The sequence below is a fragment of the Methylobacterium oryzihabitans genome (genome assembly GCF_004004555.2).
Taxonomy (GTDB): Bacteria; Pseudomonadota; Alphaproteobacteria; order Rhizobiales; family Beijerinckiaceae; genus Methylobacterium; species Methylobacterium oryzihabitans.
This window is the reverse complement of sequence record NZ_SACP01000015.1, coordinates 38,763-55,888: the sequence shown is the minus strand read 5'-3', so window position 1 is coordinate 55,888 and position 17,126 is coordinate 38,763. Positions and strand designations below refer to the sequence as shown.

14 protein-coding genes are annotated in these 17,126 nt (G+C 72.0%); 7 read left to right on the top strand and 7 right to left on the bottom strand.

What is annotated here, in order from left to right; genetic code table 11:
* Positions 1-97: 97 nt before the first annotated feature.
* The 6 genes from EOE48_RS16080 to glmU all read right to left on the bottom strand — a co-directional run bounded on the left by EOE48_RS16080 (position 98) and on the right by glmU (position 7,268).
* On the bottom strand, positions 98-727 hold the full coding sequence (locus EOE48_RS16080; protein WP_127730906.1) for a TetR/AcrR family transcriptional regulator: 630 nt from the start codon (positions 725-727) through the stop codon (positions 98-100).
* An 8-nt stretch (positions 728-735) separates the two neighbouring features.
* A complete protein-coding gene (gene paaK / locus EOE48_RS16075; RefSeq protein WP_127731080.1) occupies positions 736-2,007 on the bottom strand; it encodes a phenylacetate--CoA ligase PaaK in 1,272 nt (423 codons plus the stop codon).
* Between the two features lie 330 nt (positions 2,008-2,337).
* Entirely contained in the window at positions 2,338-2,784 is a 447-nt protein-coding gene (paaI, locus tag EOE48_RS16070) for a hydroxyphenylacetyl-CoA thioesterase PaaI (RefSeq protein ID WP_246154480.1), read from the bottom strand.
* Positions 2,781-3,584 (bottom strand): 2-(1,2-epoxy-1,2-dihydrophenyl)acetyl-CoA isomerase PaaG, encoded by an 804-nt coding sequence (gene paaG / locus EOE48_RS16065; RefSeq protein WP_127730904.1) that lies wholly within the window; start codon positions 3,582-3,584, stop codon positions 2,781-2,783. The genes paaI and paaG overlap by 4 nt, the downstream gene beginning before the upstream one ends.
* Positions 3,585-3,788: 204 nt before the next feature.
* Positions 3,789-5,615, bottom strand: coding sequence for a glutamine--fructose-6-phosphate transaminase (isomerizing) (gene glmS / locus EOE48_RS16060; RefSeq protein ID WP_127730903.1), 1,827 nt, complete (start codon positions 5,613-5,615; stop codon positions 3,789-3,791).
* Positions 5,616-5,909: 294 nt separating this feature from the next.
* On the bottom strand, positions 5,910-7,268 hold the full coding sequence (glmU, locus tag EOE48_RS16055; RefSeq protein ID WP_127730901.1) for a bifunctional UDP-N-acetylglucosamine diphosphorylase/glucosamine-1-phosphate N-acetyltransferase GlmU: 1,359 nt from the start codon (positions 7,266-7,268) through the stop codon (positions 5,910-5,912).
* Between the two features lie 359 nt (positions 7,269-7,627).
* Between glmU and EOE48_RS16050 the strand changes: the two genes are divergently transcribed.
* The 7 genes from EOE48_RS16050 to gatB all read left to right on the top strand — a co-directional run bounded on the left by EOE48_RS16050 (position 7,628) and on the right by gatB (position 16,070).
* Positions 7,628-9,265, top strand: a complete 1,638-nt coding sequence (locus EOE48_RS16050) for an OpgD/OpgG family glucan biosynthesis protein (RefSeq protein WP_127730899.1) — start codon at positions 7,628-7,630, stop codon at positions 9,263-9,265.
* Positions 9,241-11,421 (top strand): glucans biosynthesis glucosyltransferase MdoH, encoded by a 2,181-nt coding sequence (gene mdoH, locus EOE48_RS16045; RefSeq protein ID WP_127730897.1) that lies wholly within the window; start codon positions 9,241-9,243, stop codon positions 11,419-11,421. The genes EOE48_RS16050 and mdoH overlap by 25 nt, the downstream gene beginning before the upstream one ends.
* Positions 11,422-11,524: 103 nt before the next feature.
* Positions 11,525-11,968, top strand: coding sequence for a hypothetical protein (locus EOE48_RS16040; protein WP_127730895.1), 444 nt, complete (start codon positions 11,525-11,527; stop codon positions 11,966-11,968).
* A gap of 152 nt (positions 11,969-12,120) precedes the next feature.
* Positions 12,121-12,408: an Asp-tRNA(Asn)/Glu-tRNA(Gln) amidotransferase subunit GatC gene (gene gatC, locus EOE48_RS16035; RefSeq protein WP_127730893.1), complete on the top strand. Its 288-nt coding sequence runs from the start codon at positions 12,121-12,123 to the stop codon at positions 12,406-12,408.
* A gap of 66 nt (positions 12,409-12,474) precedes the next feature.
* The gene (gene gatA, locus EOE48_RS16030; protein WP_187371436.1) at positions 12,475-13,974 is read left to right on the top strand and encodes an Asp-tRNA(Asn)/Glu-tRNA(Gln) amidotransferase subunit GatA; all 1,500 of its coding nucleotides are present in this window, start codon (positions 12,475-12,477) and stop codon (positions 13,972-13,974) included.
* 240 nt (positions 13,975-14,214) lie between these two features.
* Entirely contained in the window at positions 14,215-14,517 is a 303-nt protein-coding gene (locus EOE48_RS16025; protein WP_127730891.1) for a hypothetical protein, read from the top strand.
* An 80-nt stretch (positions 14,518-14,597) separates the two neighbouring features.
* Entirely contained in the window at positions 14,598-16,070 is a 1,473-nt protein-coding gene (gene gatB / locus EOE48_RS16020) for an Asp-tRNA(Asn)/Glu-tRNA(Gln) amidotransferase subunit GatB (protein ID WP_127730889.1), read from the top strand.
* Between the two features lie 318 nt (positions 16,071-16,388).
* On the opposite strand, the gene EOE48_RS16015 is transcribed toward gatB, so the two are convergent.
* Positions 16,389-17,033, bottom strand: a complete 645-nt coding sequence (locus EOE48_RS16015; protein WP_127730887.1) for a L,D-transpeptidase — start codon at positions 17,031-17,033, stop codon at positions 16,389-16,391.
* Positions 17,034-17,126: the final 93 nt, after the last annotated feature.

Here is a 17,126-nt window from a genome sequence, read left to right as displayed (position 1 = left end):
TCGGAGAAAAATCGCGAGACGGGCCGACTGCACCGGTCGATGAACCGGGATGCACCTTCGCTCGACACTGCAATCCGGGATTTCGCCGGCTGCGAGGTCAGACGCCGACGGCCCGCCGCTCCTCGGCCGGGGTCGCGACGATGCCGCGGGTCCCGTCGACCATCAGGCGGGTGACGAGGTCGGCGTAGTCGGCCCGGGTCAGGCCGCCGTTGCCGCGGAACCAGAGATAGTGCCAGTTGACCATGCCGAAGAACGACATCGTCACCGGCTTGAGCAGCGGCGTGCCGGCGAGATGCGGTGCCACCCCTGCCAGCGCCCCGGAAAACACCCCGACGAGAGCGCGCTCGATCGCCTTCAGCGCCGCCTGCCGCTCGGGCGCCAGCAGGGCGAGGCCGTTGAGCTGGACCTGATGCTGGGCGTCGGCGTCGCGGTAGGCTTCCAGCAGGGCCCCGGTGAGGGCGCGCAGGCGCGGCTCGGGGGGCAGCGCCGGGTCGTCGGCGGCCTCCACCGCTTCCAGCAGGGCGTCGAGGTGATCGCGGATCACGTCGAACAGGATCTCGTCCTTGTCGCGGTAGTAGTGGTACAGGTTGGCCTTCGAGACCCCGCAGGCATCGGCGATCCGGCTCATCGAGGCGCGGTCGTAGCCGTTGGCGGCAAAGAGCTCCGCCGAGCGGGCGAGGATCGCCCGGCGCTTGTCGTCGTAGTCGGTGGCGCGGGTGCGGGCCATGCGCGGCGTCAGTCCCTCGGGCGGCGGTCGATCACCCGGCGCGCCTTGCCGAGCGAGCGCTCGATCCCGTCCGGCGCCAGCACCTCGACACCGGCCGAGATCCCGATCGTGTCCTTGATGATCGCGCCGAGCCGCTCGGCCGCCGCCTCGCGGATGTCCGGCGCGTCGGCCTCGGGCCGGATCTCGACCCGCACGGTCATGTCGTCGAGCCGGCCCTCGCGGGTGAGCACGACCTGATAATGCGCCGACAGCGCCGGGACGGCGAGGATCTTCTCCTCGATCTGGGTCGGAAATACGTTGACCCCGCGCACGATCATCATGTCGTCGCTGCGCCCGGTGATCTTCTCCATCCGCCGCATCGTCCGGGCGGTGCCGGGCAACAGCCGCGTCAGGTCGCGGGTGCGGTAGCGGATCACCGGCATCGCCTCCTTGGTCAGCGAGGTGAAGACCAGTTCGCCCTCCTCCCCGTCGGGCAGGACGGCGCCGGTGCGCGGGTCGACGATCTCGGGATAGAAGTGGTCCTCCCAGACGTGCAGCCCGTCCTTGGTCTCGACGCACTCGCTGGCGACGCCCGGGCCCATCACCTCGGACAGGCCGTAGATGTCGACGGCGTGGAGGTCGAACGCCTCCTCGATCTCCTCGCGCATCGCGTTGGTCCACGGCTCGGCGCCGAAGATGCCGACCTTCAGCGACGAGCGCCGGGGATCGAGGCCCTGGCGGCGGAACTCGTCGAGGATCGCCAGCATGTAGGACGGCGTCACCATGATGACGTCGGGCGAGAAGTCCTGGATGAGCTGGACCTGCCGCTCGGTCATGCCGCCGGACATCGGCACCACGGTGCAGCCGAGGCGCTCGGCGCCGTAATGGGCGCCGAGCCCGCCGGTGAACAGGCCGTAGCCGTAAGCGACGTGGACCAGCATGCCCGGCCGGGCGCCGGCGGCGCGGATCGAGCGGGCGACGACCCCCGCCCAGGTGTCGATGTCGCCGGCGGTGTAGCCGACCACCGTCGGCTTGCCGGTGGTGCCCGACGAGGCGTGCAGCCGCGCCACCTGCGGACGGGGCACCGCGAACATCCCGAACGGGTAGTTGGCGCGCAGGTCGGCCTTGCCGGTGAACGGGAAGCGGGCGAGGTCGGGCAGATCGCGGAACTCGTCGGGATGGACGCCGGCGGCGTCGAAGGCGGCCCGGTAATGCGGGACGTTGTCGTAAGCGTGCCGCAGCGTCCAGGCGAGGCGGTCGCGCTGCCACGCCGCGAGTTCGTCGCGGGAGGCGGTCTCCATCCGGTCGAGGCTCGCCGGGGCGGGCACCAGTTCGGCGAGCTTGCGGGCGTTGACGGTCACGGCGGCCTCCCGGGTTGGTCGTTATCGGTGTGGCGTTAGTAGCGCTCTCCTAGCCCTCCCCCCTCTGCGGGGGAGGGTGCCCTGCGAAGCAGGGCGGGAGAGGGGAACACGACGGTGCCGGATGGGACGGCCTGCACGGCTGCCGAGCCACTTCCGGCGGCGTGGTTCCCCTCTCGGCGGGACTTCGTCCCGCTGCGCTCACTCCGTTCGCCACCCTCCCCCGCAGAGGAGGGAGGGTTCGGGCCCCGCGCCCTTCGTTGCCCGGACGGCTCAGCGCGCCTCCGCGCCGCCCTCCGCCAGCACCGTCCCGGCGACGGTCCGCGACAGGCCGCGGAACTCGGCCACCACCCGCCCCTCCCCGTCCCGGACGGTCACGTCGCAGATCCCCGAGCGCCCCTCCCGCACCCGCTCGACCGCGGTCGCGACGAGGCGGTCGCCGCGCCGGCCCGGCTGCAGGAAGGTGACGCTGCAATGCTGCGCCACCGCGCGCTGGTCGTGCGAGTTGCACGCGAAGGCGAAGGCCGAATCCGCGAGCATGAAGATGAATCCGCCGTGGCAGGTGCCGTGGCCGTTGGTCATGTCGTCGCGGACGGTCATCGACAGCACCGCCTCGCCCGGGCCGACCCGCTCGATGCGCAGGCCGAGTCCCTGGCTCGCCCGGTCGCCGGCCCACAACGCCGCGGCACAGGCGCGGGCGAGGTCGTCGGCCGCCGTCACGACGCCCCCCCGGTGAAGCGCGGCGGCCGCTTCTCCAGGAAGGCGGCGACGCCCTCGCGGTAGTCGGGCGTGCGGCCGGCCCGTCCCTGGAGGTCGCGTTCGAGGTCGAGCTGCCGGTCGAGGTCGTTGGTCTCGGAGGCGTCGAGGGCGTCGCGGATCAGCCGCAGGCCGGCGGTCGGCTGGGTGGCGAGGCGGGCGGCGAGGCGGTGAGCCTCGTCCATCAGCACGGCGTCGTCGTGGACGCGCCAGATCATCCCCCAGGCCTCCGCGGTCTCGGCCGCCAGCGGCTCGGCGAGGAGCGCGAGGCCGCGCGCCCGCGCCCGGCCGACGAGGCGCGGCAGGACCCAGGTGCCGCCGGCATCCGGCACGAGGCCGAGCCTGGCGAAGGCCTGGAGGAAGGTCGCGGAGCGGGCCGCCAGCACGATGTCGCAGGCCAGCGCGAGGTTCGCCCCCGCCCCGGCCGCGACGCCGTTGACGGCGCAGACCACCGGCATCGGCAGGTCGCGCAGCCGGCGGATCAGCGGATTGTAGTATTGATCCAAGGTCTGCGAGAGGTCGACCGCCCGCCCCTCGCCGCCGCGGCGCTCGGACAGGTCCTGGCCGGCGCAGAAACCACGGCCGGCGCCGGTCAGCAGCAGCGCCCGGCAGGTCTCGTCGGCCACCGCGTCGTCGAGGGCGGCGCGCAGCGCCTCGTGCATCGCGCCCGTGAAGGCGTTGAGCCGGTCGGGCCGGTTGAGGGTGAGGACGCGGTAGCCCTCGCGCCGCTCGCTGAGGACGAGGTCCGTCGGTTCGCCAGCCATGTCGCCTCCCGGGGTCGCCCGGGTCGCCTTCTTGCGGGCGCCCGGCCTTCGATCGACCAACCGTCCGGTAAATTAATCGGGCGGCGGGGGCTGTCAATCGGACGCGGTTCAAGCGTCGCCGCTTCCCCCGGGCGAGGCCCGACCGGGACGCGGCGGCGCGACCCGGTGTCCGGCAACGGAGCAATCCGCGGCGCCGGCCGGCGCCTATTCCACCGTCACGGACTTGGCGAGGTTCCTGGGCTGGTCGACGTCCTTCCCCAGCACCACGGCGGTGTGGTAGGCGAGCAGCTGGATCGGCACCGCGTAGACGATCGGCGCCACCACCGGGTCGAGATCCGGCATGGTCAGCGTCGCCATCGTGTCGAGCCCCGCCGCCTCGGCGCCGCGGGCATCGCCGATCAGCACGATCCGGCCGCCGCGCGCCGCCACCTCCTGCATGTTCGACACGGTCTTCTCGAAGATCGCGTCGTGCGGCGCGATCACGATGACCGGAACGGCGTCGTCGATCAGTGCGATCGGGCCGTGCTTCAGCTCGCCGGCCGCGTAGCCCTCGGCGTGGATGTAGGAGATTTCCTTGAGCTTGAGCGCGCCTTCCATCGCCATCGGGTAGGCGGTGCCGCGGCCGAGATAGAGCACGTCGCGGGCCTTGGCGATCTCGCGCGCCAGCACCTCGATCTCCTCCTCGCGCTTGCCCGCCTCGGCCATCAGGCCCGGCACGGTGATGAGCGCGTCGACCAGCGCCCGCTCGCGGGCCTCGTCGAGGGTGCCCCGCGCCCGGCCCGCCGCGATGGCGAGGCTGAGCAGCACGGTGAGCTGGCACGAGAACGCCTTGGTCGAGGCGACGCCGATCTCCGGCCCGGCGAGGGTCGGCACGACCACGCTCGCCTCGCGGGCGATGGTCGAGGTCGGCACGTTGACCACCGCGAGCGTGTGCTGGCCCTGGGACTTGGCGTAGCGCAGGGAGGCGAGCGTGTCGGCGGTCTCGCCCGATTGCGAGATGACCAGCGTCAGCCCGCCCGTCTCCAGCGGCGGCTCGCGGTAGCGGGTCTCGGAGGCGACGTCGATCTCGACCGGCAGCCGCGCGAGCTGCTCGAACCAGTACTTCGCCACGAGGCCGGCGTAGTAGGCGGTGCCGCAGGCGGTGATGGACAGCCGCGACAGCTTGGCGAAATCGAACGGCAGCGCCTCCGGCAGGTTGATGCGGCCGGCGGCGAGGTCGACGTAGTGGGCGAGCGTGCGGCCGACCACCTCGGGCTGCTCGTAGATCTCCTTGAGCATGAAGTGGCGGTAATTGCCCTTGTCGATGAGGAGCGCCTGGGTGGCGATCTTCTGGCGCGGGCGGGCGACGACGCTGCCGGAGGCGTCGCGGATCTCGGCGCCGTCGCGGGTCAGCACCGCCCAGTCACCCTCGTCGAGATAGGTGATCTCGTCGGTGAACGGGGCGAGCGCCAGGGCGTCGGAGCCGAGATAGGTCTCGCCGTCGCCGAAGCCGATCGCCAGCGGCGCGCCGTGGCGGGCGCCGATCAGAAAGTCCTCCTCGCCCGCGAACAGGAACGCGAGGGCGAAGGCGCCGCGCAGGCGCGGCAGCGTCGCCTCGACCGCCGCGCGGGCCGTCAGCCCGCCCTTCATGGCGTGGCTGACCGCCTGGGCGACGACCTCGGTGTCGGTCTCGGTCTCGAATACCGCTCCCTGAGCCTGCAGCTCGGCCTTCAGCTCGCGGAAATTCTCGATGATGCCGTTATGGACCACCGCGAGCCGGTCGGTGGCGTGCGGGTGGGCGTTGGTCTCGTTGGGGCGGCCATGGGTGGCCCAGCGGGTGTGGCCGATGCCGATGGCGCCGGAGAGCGGGTTCTGGAGCAGCTTGAGCTGGAGGTTCGACAGCTTGCCCTCGGCGCGCCGGCGCTCCAGGCGGCCGTCCTCCAGGGTCGCGATGCCGGCGGAATCATAACCCCGGTATTCGAGCCGCCGCAGGGCGTCGACCACCTGACCCGCGACGGCGTTGCGCCCGACGATACCCACGATGCCGCACATGCCAACGCCTCACTCGTTCGATCCGACCGTCCCGATCCGGGACGTCCGTGCCCTCGCGGCGGTCCGGGCGCAAGTCTCCGGCCGCCCGGATGGCCCGCCGCGCTGGCCGCTGCCACGCTTGTCACCCTTACAGGTGGCGTGGGGGCCCGAGCCAATCAACTCACCTTGCCGAGTGTGACGCACCGGGCTGAACGAAGGGTATCTGGCGGCCGGTATCGGGCGGCACCAGGGAGGCGACCTCATCCTCCGGTGGAAGACGAGAACCCGGCTTCATCGCGTTGATGCCGCTGGGATCTAGTCCTTCCGCGCCTTCGGTCCGTTCCGTTCCGCCCAGCCGGGTTTGGTCACCTGCCGGCCGCGGCCGAGGGCGAGCGCGCCGTCCGGCACGTCCTCGGTCACGACCGAGCCCGAGCCGACATAGGCCCCGGCCCCGACCGTCACGGGGGCAACGAGCGAGGAATTGGAGCCGACGAAGGCGCCGGCGCCGATCGTGGTGCGGTGCTTGTTCACGCCGTCGTAGTTGCAAGTGATCGTGCCGGCACCGAGATTCGCGCCCGCCCCGACCTCGGCGTCGCCGACATAGGTCAGGTGGTTGAGCTTGGCGCCGGCTCCGATGGCGGCGTTCTTGACCTCGACGAAGTTGCCGATGCGGGCGCCGGCGGCGAGCCGCGCCCCGGGCCGCAGGCGGGCATAGGGGCCGACCTGCACCCCCGCCTCCAGCCGCGCCTGCTCCAGGTGCGAGAAGGCGTGGATGACGCAGCCGTCGCCGACGACGACGCCGGGCCCGAACACGACGTGGGGCTCCACCGTGACGTCGCGGCCCAGCATCGTGTCGTGGCTGAGGAAGACCGTCTCGGGCGCGATCAGCGTCGCGCCGGCGAGCATCGCGTCGCGGCGCAGCCGGGCCTGGATCTCGGCCTCGGCGGCGGCGAGTTGGACCCGGTCGTTGATGCCCCGCGCCTCGGCCTCGTCGACCGTGACCACCGCCACGTCGAGGCCCGCCGCCGCCGCGAGGCCGGCCGCATCGGTGAGGTAGTATTCGCCGGCGGCGTTGTCGGCGCGGATCGCGTCGAGCAGGGCGAGCGCCCGGGATCCGGCCAGCGCCATCAGCCCGGCATTGCACAGCCGCACCGCGCGCTCGGCCTCGCTCGCGTCCTTGTGCTCGCGGATCGCCACGACGCGGCCGTCCTCGACCAGCACCCGGCCGTAGCCGGTCGGATCGGCGGCCTCGAAGGCCAGCACGACCACGGCGGCGCCCCCGGCGAGCGGTGCGCGCAGGCGCTCCAGGGTTCCGGCGGTGACGAGCGGCGTGTCCCCGAACGCCACCACGACGTCGTCGGCGCCCTCGGCGAGCGCCGCCCGCGCCGCCAGCACGGCGTGGGCGGTGCCGAGGCGCTCGGCCTGCGGGTAGACGGCGGCCTCCGGCAGCGCCTCTGCCACCGCCTTCGCCACGTCGTCCCGACCCGGCTCGGCGACGACCGCGACCCGCGTCGCCCCGGCCGCCTCCACCGCCGCCAGCACGTGCCCGAGCATCGGCCGCCCGGCGAGCGGGTGCAGAACCTTCGGCCGCTCGGAGCGCATCCGCGTGCCCTTGCCGGCCGCCAGGACGACGGCGAGGAGGGAGCGGGCCGTGGAGGGGGCGGAGGAGGTCATCGCGGGGTCCGGGCTCTGTCGAGCCCGGGCTCTAGCCGATCCGCCCGGCGCGGCCAATGCGGGCCGAGCTTGGCCAGGGCAATCGCTTCAGAGCGATTGCCCTGGCCATTTTTGTTCGGCCTCAAGCGCCGGCGGCCGCCTCCGCGGCCTTGGCTTTCGCTCCGCTCTGCGTTCGGGAGGACATGTGTCCTCCCGAACCCGCTCCGCGGGGCGCTCTTCGCGCCCGCCGGACAGCGTCGCCCTGCGAGCTTGGCAGGCCGAGCTTGACCTTGCCGCCGGGGCACGGTCTTAACCCGCGGTTCAGCAGTCCACATGGTAAACGGCAAGTCTCCCGGCATCCGCATGGTCACCCGCTCCGCATGACGCCCCCCCGCCCCGTCCCACCCCGCCCGTCCCGAACCGGGCAGCCGGGCCGTCGCGAGGTCCTGGCCCTCGCCGCCGGCCTCGCCGGCGCGGGCCTGTCCGGGCCGAGCCTCGCCTGGACCGGCGGGATCGGCGCCGCCTTCGCGCAGGACCCGGCCCCCGCCGGCCCGAGCCTCGGCGACGGCGACCGCTTCGAGGCCGGGTTCGTGGTCGAGCTCGCCCGCGCGCTGGCGAAGAAGCCGTTCGCGGCCCCCGCCACCGACCTGCCCGATCCGCTCAACAATCTGACCTACGAGCAATACGTCGCGATCCGGCCGCAGAGTTCGGCGCTGGTCTGGGCCGACGAGGGCCGCGGCTTCGTGGTCGAGCCGCTGCATCGCGGCTTCGTCTTCACCACGCCGGTCGCCCTGCACGTCGTCGAGGACGGCACCGTGCGGCGCATCGCCTACGACCGCAACCGGTACACCTTCGGCAAGCTCAAGGCTCCCGAGGAGGGACGCGACCTCGGCTTCTCGGGCTTCCGACTCTATGCGAGCTTCGGCGGCAACCCGCCCGCCGACTGCGCGATCTTCCAGGGCGCCTCGTTCTTCCGGGCGCTCGCCGCCGGCCAGAGCTACGGCGTCACCGCCCGGGCCCTGACCCTGCGCCCCGCCGAGGCGAAGGGCGAGGAATTCCCGCTCTTCCGCGCCTTCTGGATCGAGCGCCCGAACCCCGGCAGCGGCCACATCGCCATTCATGCGCTCGTCGATTCCGAATCGGCCACCGCCGCCCTGCACATGACCCTGCGGCCCGGCGACGCCACCATCGTCGACGTCGAGGCGACGGTGTGCCCGCGCACGACGCTGGAGCATGTCGGCATCGCCGGCATCACCGGCGCCTACCTGTTCGGTCCCAACGACCGCCGCAACATCGACGACGCCCGCGCCGCCGCCCACGAGACCGGCGCGCTCCAGATCCGCAACGGCTGGGGCGAGGCCCTGTGGCGGCCGATCCAGAACCCCGAGACGCTCCAGATCTCGGCCTTCATGGACCAGGACCCGAAGGGCTTCGGGCTGGTGCAGCGCGACCGCGACTACGCCGCCTTCGAGGACGACGTGCAGCGCTGGGAGCGCCGGCCGAGCCTGTGGGTCGAGCCGCTGAGCACCTGGGGGCCGGGCGTCGCCCAGCGGCCCTGGGGCGCCGGCGCGGTGCAGCTCATCGAGATCCCGAGCGAATCCGAGGTCAACGAGAACATCCTGTCGTACTGGCGGCCCAAGGAGCCGATCGCGAAGGAGACCGCGTTCAGCTACCGCCAGTTCTGGTGCTGGACCGCGCCCGGGGAGCCGCCGCTCGCCCGCTGCACCGGCACCCGGGTCGGCAAGGGCACCTCCGGCAAGCGCCGGCTGTTCCTCGTCGACTTCGGCGGCGAGGGCCTGTCCGCCCCGGGCCTCCAGCCCGACGCCCTTTCGGCGGTGCTCGGCACCAGCCCGGGCACGATCGTCCGGCAGGTCGTCTACCCCTATCCCGAGCGCAAGACCGTCCGGGTTCTGTTCGAGCTCGACCCCGGCAACGACACTGCCTGCGAACTGCGCCTGACCCTCAAGGCCGCCGACCAACCGCTCAGCGAGACATGGCTCTACCGGTGGACACCCTGACGACCGCCCCCGCCCGGAATCCCGGCGCCCCGGATCTCGGCGCCCGGGCGCCCGCGGCCTTCGCCCCGGCCGTGCCGCCGGAGGCGCCCCTCGCCATGCCGGTGCAGGACCTGCGCCGCTGGGACCCGGCGCGCGCCCGCGCGGTGCCGTCCCGGCGCGCGCCGGTCGCCGCGCGGCTGTTCGTGTTCGGCGGCGCCCTGGCGCTCACCGTCTACGGCGCCGTGCAGATGTACGAGGTCGTCTCGGTCGCCGGCAGCACCACCTGGCTGCAATGGCTGCTGCTGGTGCTGTTCACGCTCAACTTCTCGTGGATCGCGCTGGCCTTCGCGTCGGGCCTGCTCGGCTTCGTCTCGCTGCTGCGCCGGCGCGGCCAGGCGCACCCGTCCGGCCCGCTGACCCGGCGCACCGCCGTGGTGATGCCGGTCTACAACGAGGCCACGGCCCGCACCTTCGCGGCGGTGGAGGCGATCCGCGCCTCGATCGAGGCCACCGGCGAGGGTGCCCGGTTCGACTACTGGATCCTGTCCGACTCGACGCAGAGCGACGCCTGGGTCGCCGAGGAGCGCGCCTTCCTGGCGCTGCGGGCCCGGCTCGGCGACGGCGCCCGCCTGTACTACCGCCACCGGCCGAAGAACCACCACCGCAAGGCCGGCAACATCGCCGACTTCGTCACCCGCTGGGGCGGGCACTACGACCACATGCTGGTGCTCGACGCCGACAGCCTGATGAGCGGCGACTGCGTCGTGCGCCTCGCCGCCGCGATGGAGGCCGACCCCGATGCCGGCATCATCCAGTCGCTGCCGCTCATCATCAACCGCAACACCCTGTTCGCCCGCCTCCAGCAATTCGCCGCCCGCATCTACGGCCCGGTGATCGCCACCGGCCTCGCCCTGTGGTCGGGCCGCGACGGCAATTACTGGGGCCACAACGCGATCATCCGCACCCGCGCCTTCGCCGAGCAGTGCGGCCTGCCCGACCTCAAGGGCAAGCCGCCCTTCGGCGGCCACGTGCTCAGCCACGACTTCGTCGAGGCGGCGCTGATCCGCCGCGGCGGCTGGAGCGTGTACATGCTCCCCGACCTCGCCGGCTCCTACGAGGAGAGCCCGCCCTCGCTGATCGACGTCGCGATCCGCGACCGGCGCTGGGCCCAGGGCAACCTCCAGCACTCGCGCATCATCGGCGCGGCCGGGCTGACGCTGGCGACCCGGCAGCACTTCGCCACCGGTATCGCCGGCTACGTCGCCTCGCCGCTCTGGGCGGCGCAGCTCGTGGTCGGCATCGCGCTGGCGCTGCAGACCGCCTATATCCGCCCCGAATACTTCTCCACCGAGTTCCGCCTCTACCCGGTCTGGCCGCGCTTCGATCCCGTCCGCGCGCTCCAGCTCTTCGGGATCACCATGGGCATCCTGCTCGCCCCGAAGCTGTTCGGGCTGATCCTCGCCCTCCTCGACGGCCCGGTGCGGCGGGCGAGCGGCGGGGCGCTGCGGCTCGTCGCCTCGGCGCTGATCGAGACCCTGGCCTCGGCGCTGCTCGCCCCGATCGCGATGCTGATCCAGTCCGGCTCGGTGCTGCAGATCCTGCTCGGGCGCGACACCGGCTGGAACCCGCAGCGGCGCGACGACGGCTCGATCCCGATGCGCGACATCGTCCGTCGCCATCGCTGGCACACGATCCTCGGCCTCGTCGCCGGCATCGCCGCCTTCGCCATCGCCACGTCGCTGTTCCTGTGGATGTCGCCGACGATCCTCGGCCTCGTCCTGGCGATCCCGATCTCGTGGGCGAGCGGCCAGCTCGCGATCGGGCTCGCGCTCAAGCGCCTCGGCCTGCTGATGACGCCCGAGGAGCGCGAGCCGCCCGCCGTCGCCCTCGACGCCAAGGCGATCGAGGCGTGCAACGCGGCGGACGGCTTCGACGACGCCGACGCCCTGTGCGCCCTCCACGCCGATCCGGCGCTCCAGACCGGGCACGTCGCGATGCTGCCCGCGTCCGCGCCCCGGCCGCGGGGCGCCATCGATCCCGATCATGCCATGGCGCAGGCCAAGGTGGTCGAGGCCGAGACGATCGGCGAGGCGGCCGACTGGCTCAAGCCGAAGGAGCGGATGGCGCTGCTGCACGACCGCGCCCTGCTCGACCGGCTGACGCAGTTGCGGGGCTGATCCGGGATCCGGATTAGGGTTAACGAAAGGTTTGCGTGGCGGGGCGGGGCCGGACGGCCTACCCCTTCGTTAACGCTTCGTTCACCCTTTCCGGATGCCGCCCGTGATCCCGGTCGATCCCTCCCCGCTCCGTGCCCAGGTCCCGTCCGCCGCCGGCGGCTGGGTCGCCCTCGATGCGGCCGGCGGCCTGTCGCCGCTGCGCGGCCGCCTGCCCCCGGCCGCCGGCCGCTTTCCCGCGGCGGCGCCGGTCGCGACCCGGCGCAGACGGGTGCCGGCCGGCGCCTTCGTCACCGTCACCCGGCTCGGTCCGCGCCGCCCGCCGGACACCCGGGCGGGATCGGCCGCGATCGTGCCGCTCGCGCCGCGGCGCCTGGAGCGCAAGCACAAGCTGATGCTGGCGCTCGCCGCGATGGTCCTGGTGCTCGGCGCCTCCAACGCCCGGCGCACCTGGCGCCCGCCGGCGGTGCTGGTCGAGGAGCCGGCCCGGTCCGGGCACGCGCTGGCGACCGCCCCGGGCGTTGCGGCGCCGCAAAACCCTCTGCTATAGCCCCGGCGCGGGCCCGACGGCTCGCCCGGAGCACGGTTCGATCACGTCGTGATCGAACCGTGCTCCAGTTCATTGATTTTGCCGCAGTGTCGATGCCGAAGCGGCTTCCGCTTCGGCATCGACACTGTTCCAGCATCAGCCAGCGGGGTTTCATGTCGGTCGACGCGCAGACGGTTCGCCGCATCGCGCATCTGGCGCGGATCGCGGTCGGCGACGAGGACGTGCCGCCGCTCCAGGGCGAGCTGAACGCGATCCTGTCCTTCGTCGAGCAGCTCGGCGCGGTCGATGTGGACGGCGTCGAGCCGATGACCTCGGTCACCCCGATGGCGATGAAGAAGCGCGCCGACGCGATCACCGACGGCGGCTATGCCGGGGACATCGTGTTCAACGCGCCGCTGACCGAGGACCACTACTTTCTGGTGCCGAAGGTCGTCGAGTGAGCCGCCTCGGGCGGAACTGACGACGAGGGCGCGACGCCTCCGGCCGGCGGGGCCGGAGCGACGAGGATGACGGACTTGAGCAAGACGCCGGCAGAGCTGACCGACCTCACCCTGGCCGAGGCCCGTGACGGGCTGCGGCGCAAGGACTTTTCCGCCCGCGAGCTGGCGCAGGCCCATGTCGACGCGGTGGCGGGGGCCCGGGCGCTCAACGCCTTCCTGCTCGAGACGCCCGAGCGCGCCCTCGCCATGGCCGAGGTCGCCGACCGCAAGCTCGCCGCCGGCGAGGCGCGGCCGCTCGAGGGCATCCCGCTCGGGATCAAGGACCTGTTCTGCACCCACGGCGTCGCCACGACCGCCGGGTCGCGCATCCTCGAAGGTTTCCAGCCGCATTACGAATCGACCGTCACCCACAACCTGTGGCGCGACGGCGCGGTGATGCTCGGCAAGCTCAACCTCGACGAGTTCGCCATGGGCTCCTCGAACGAGACCAGCGCCTACGGCCCGGTCGTGTCGCCCTGGCGCCGCCGGGACTCGCAGACGCCGCTGGTGCCGGGCGGGTCGTCGGGCGGCTCGGCGGCGGCGGTCGCCGCGCGGCTGTGCCTCGGCGCCACCGCGACCGACACCGGCGGCTCGATCCGCCAGCCCGCGGCCTTCACCGGCACGGTCGGCATCAAGCCGACCTACGGCCGCTGCTCGCGCTGGGGCACCGTCGCCTTCGCGTCCTCCCTCGATCAGGCCGGGCCGATCACCCGCACGGTGCTGGACGCCGCGATCATGCTGACCTCGATGGCCGGCGCCGACCCGAAGGACACCACCTGCGCCGATCTGCCCGTGCCGAATTTCGAGGCGGCGGTCTCGCGCGGGGTGAAGGGCCTGACCATCGGCATCCCGAAGGAGTACCGGGTCGACGGCATGCCGGCCGAGATCGAGCGACTGTGGCAGCAGGGCGCCGAGTGGCTGCGGTCTGCCGGCGCCAGGGTGGTCGAGGTCTCGCTGCCGCACACCCGCCACGCCCTGCCGGCCTACTACATCGTCGCCCCGGCGGAAGCCTCCTCGAACCTCGCCCGCTACGACGGCGTGCGCTACGGCCTGCGGGTGCCCGGCAAGGACATCGCCGGGATGTACGAGAACACCCGCGCCGCCGGGTTCGGCCGCGAGGTCAAGCGCCGGATCATGATCGGCACCTACGTGCTCTCGGCCGGCTATTACGATGCCTACTACGTGCGGGCGCAGAAGATCCGCACTCTCATCAAGCGCGACTTCGAGGAGGTCTACGCCGCCGGGATCGACGCGATCCTGACGCCGGCGACCCCGACCGCGGCCTTCGGGATCGGCGAGAAGGCCGATGCCGACCCGGTCGAGATGTACCTCAACGACGTGTTCACCGTCACGGTCAACATGGCGGGTCTCCCCGGCATCGCGGTGCCGGCGGGACTGGACGCGCAGGGGTTGCCGCTCGGGCTCCAGCTCGTCGGGCGTCCCTTCGACGAGGAGACGCTGTTTTCCGCCGCCCAGGTGATCGAGGATGCCGCCGGGCGCACGGTGCTGCCGCCGCGGTGGTGGTAGGCGGTCGTTCGGAGACGAGATGCCCTCCCGAACCCTCCCCCCTCTGCGGGGGAGGGTGGCGAACGGAGTGAGCCGGGAGAGGGGACGCCGCTTCCGGATATGTCGAGACCGGTCTGACCGGCGCCACCTCCGGCACCGTCGCGCTCCCCTCTCCCGCCCCGCATCCGCGGGGCACCCTCCCCCGCAGAGGGGGGAGGGGTTGGACGCCAAGCCCCGTCGCCGTTTCTCCCGGATCCCCCCATGACCGTCCCCTACTACCCGCCCTCGGTCTGGATCTGGGCCGGCCTCGACCCGGTGCTGATCGCGGTCGCCGTGTATCTCGGCTGGAAGGCCAACCAGTTCGGCAAGATCTTCCTCGTCGCGATGATCGCCCTCGTCGCCTCGGTGCTGACCTCCTGGGTGCTCACCGGGATCGGGGTGCCGTGGCCGGCGCCGGTCGGGCACGACCTGCCGACCTTCTTCCCGGTCCGCACTGGGGGCGCGCTGATCTGGGCGATGCTCGCCTACGGGGCGCGGCGGCTGAGCCGCGGGCGCGGCGCTTGACCGGGCCGCGACGGCCTCCCTACTAGCACCACGAACCCCTCTCCCCTCTGGGAGACCGCCATTCTCGGAGTCCCGATCCCATGAACGCTCCCGTCAACGCCAAGAAGCTGATCAAGGGCGCGGAGGGCGACTGGGAGGTGGTGATCGGCATGGAGATCCACGCCCAGGTCACCAGCCGCTCGAAGCTTTTTTCCGGCGCGGCCACCGCCTTCGGGGCCGAGCCGAACGACCACGTCTCGCTGGTCGATGCCGCCATGCCGGGCATGCTGCCGGTCATCAACGAGGAATGCGTCGCCCAGGCGGTGCGCACCGGGCTCGGCCTCAAGGCGCAGATCAACCACCGGTCGGTGTTCGACCGAAAGAACTACTTCTACCCGGACCTGCCGCAGGGCTACCAGATCAGCCAGTACAAGAGCCCGATCGTCGGCGAGGGCGAGGTGCTGGTCGACCTGCCCGACGGCGACAGCATCACGGTCGGGATCGAGCGCCTGCACCTGGAGCAGGATGCCGGCAAGTCGCTGCACGACCAGCACCCGAACCTCAGCTTCGTCGATCTCAACCGGTCGGGCGTGGCGCTGATGGAGATCGTGTCGAAGCCGGACCTGCGCTCGTCGGAGGAGGCCAAGGCCTACGTGACGAAGCTGCGCACGATCCTGCGCTATCTCGGCACCTGCGACGGCGACATGGAGAAGGGGAACCTGCGCGCCGACGTGAACGTCTCGGTGCGCAAACCCGGCGATCCGCTCGGCACCCGCTGCGAGATCAAGAACGTCAACTCGATCCGCTTCATCGGTCAGGCGATCGAGGTCGAGGCGCGGCGCCAGATCGGCATCATCGAGGATGGCGGTACGATCGAGCAGGAGACCCGGCTGTTCGACCCCAACAAGGGCGAGACCCGCTCGATGCGCTCCAAGGAGGAGGCGCACGACTACCGCTACTTCCCCGATCCCGACCTGCTGCCGCTGGAATTCGACCAGGCCTTCGTGGACGCCTTGGCGGCCGGCCTGCCGGAACTGCCCGATGCCAAGAAGGCCCGCTTCGTCAAGGATTACGGCCTGTCGCCCTACGACGCCACGGTGCTGGTCGCCGAACGCGCCTCGGCCGACTACTTCGAGGCGGTGGCCAAGGGCCGCGACGGCAAGGCGGCGGCGAACTGGGTCATCAACGAGCTGTTCGGCCGCCTGAACAAGGAGGGCAAGGGTATCGAGGACAGCCCGGTCTCGGCGAGCCAGCTCGGCGCGATCGTCGATCTGATCGGCGACGGCACCATCTCGGGCAAGATCGCCAAGGACCTGTTCGAGATCGTCTGGACCGAGGGCGGCGATCCCCGCGACCTCGTCGAGAGCCGGGGCCTCAGGCAGGTCACCGATACCGGCGCGATCGAGGCGGCGATCGATGGGATCATCGCCGCCAACCCCGACAAGGTCGAGCAGGCCAAGGCCAAGCCGACCCTGCTCGGCTGGTTCGTCGGCCAGACCATGAAGGCGACCGGCGGCAAGGCCAACCCGGCGGCGGTCAACGCCTTGCTGAAGGCCAAGCTCGGGATCGAGTGAGCGGCCCGCGTATCAGTTGTTCACCGGCTTCGCGGTCTCCAGCGGCTTAAACGGGGCGGTTCTCGTCTGCACCCGCTACCCCGGTCGAAAGCGGCTCTCGGTGTGGCGCGACTCCCCTCTCCCGAGTGGGAGAGGGGCCGGGGGTGAGGGTGGCTCGGGTTCCGCAATGACCCTGAACCGCCGAGTTGCGCAGCTCAACCGTCGGTACTCTATCCTGTGGCTGAGGCACCCTCACCCCTACCCCTCTCCCACTCGGGAGAGGGGATCCCGCGCTCAAAAATCTGACTGCAAACTCAATCGTTTGGAATCGGCTTCCATTCAGGTCCGGTAGCGGCCGTGCCGCTTGACCATCACGGTGGTCCCCACCGGCACGCGGTTGTAGAGGTCGACCACGTCCTCGTTGAGCATCCGCACGCAGCCCGACGACATCTGCTCGCCGATGCTCCACGGCTCGTTGGTGCCGTGGATGCGGAACAGCGTGTCGCGGCTGCCCTGGTAGAGGTACAGCGCCCGGGCGCCGAGGGGGTTGTCGACGCCGCCCTTGCGCGAGCGCGGCAGGTCGGGGTTGAGGCTCACCATCGTGGCGGTCGGCCCCCAATCGGGCCAGACGCCCTTGCGGCCGACCGAGGCGACGCCCTTCCACGAGAATCCCTGGCGGCCGACGCCGACGCCGTATCGGACCGCCTCGCCGTTCTCCTGCACGAGGTAGAGCAGGCGCTCGTCGATATCGACCACGATGGTGCCCGGCTTCTCCGGCCCGGCATAGGCCACCACCTGCCGGCGGTACTTCGGGTCGATCCGACTGCGGTCGACCAGCGGCACGTCGTAGGGCTGGTCGGGCATCGTGCCGACGTACCACGCCGCGTCGGGATCGACCGCCGCGACCTGCGCCGGCCCCCGGGCATTGCAGGCCGCGAGCGGCGCCCCGGCGAGGAGGAGAAGGACGTGGCGGCGCGGCAGCATCGGGGAACCTCGGGCGATGGTCGGCAGAGCTCGACCCTGCCTACCCGGTCGCGACCCCGACTTGTGTGTCTTCCGGGCGTCAGGCGGTGCCGA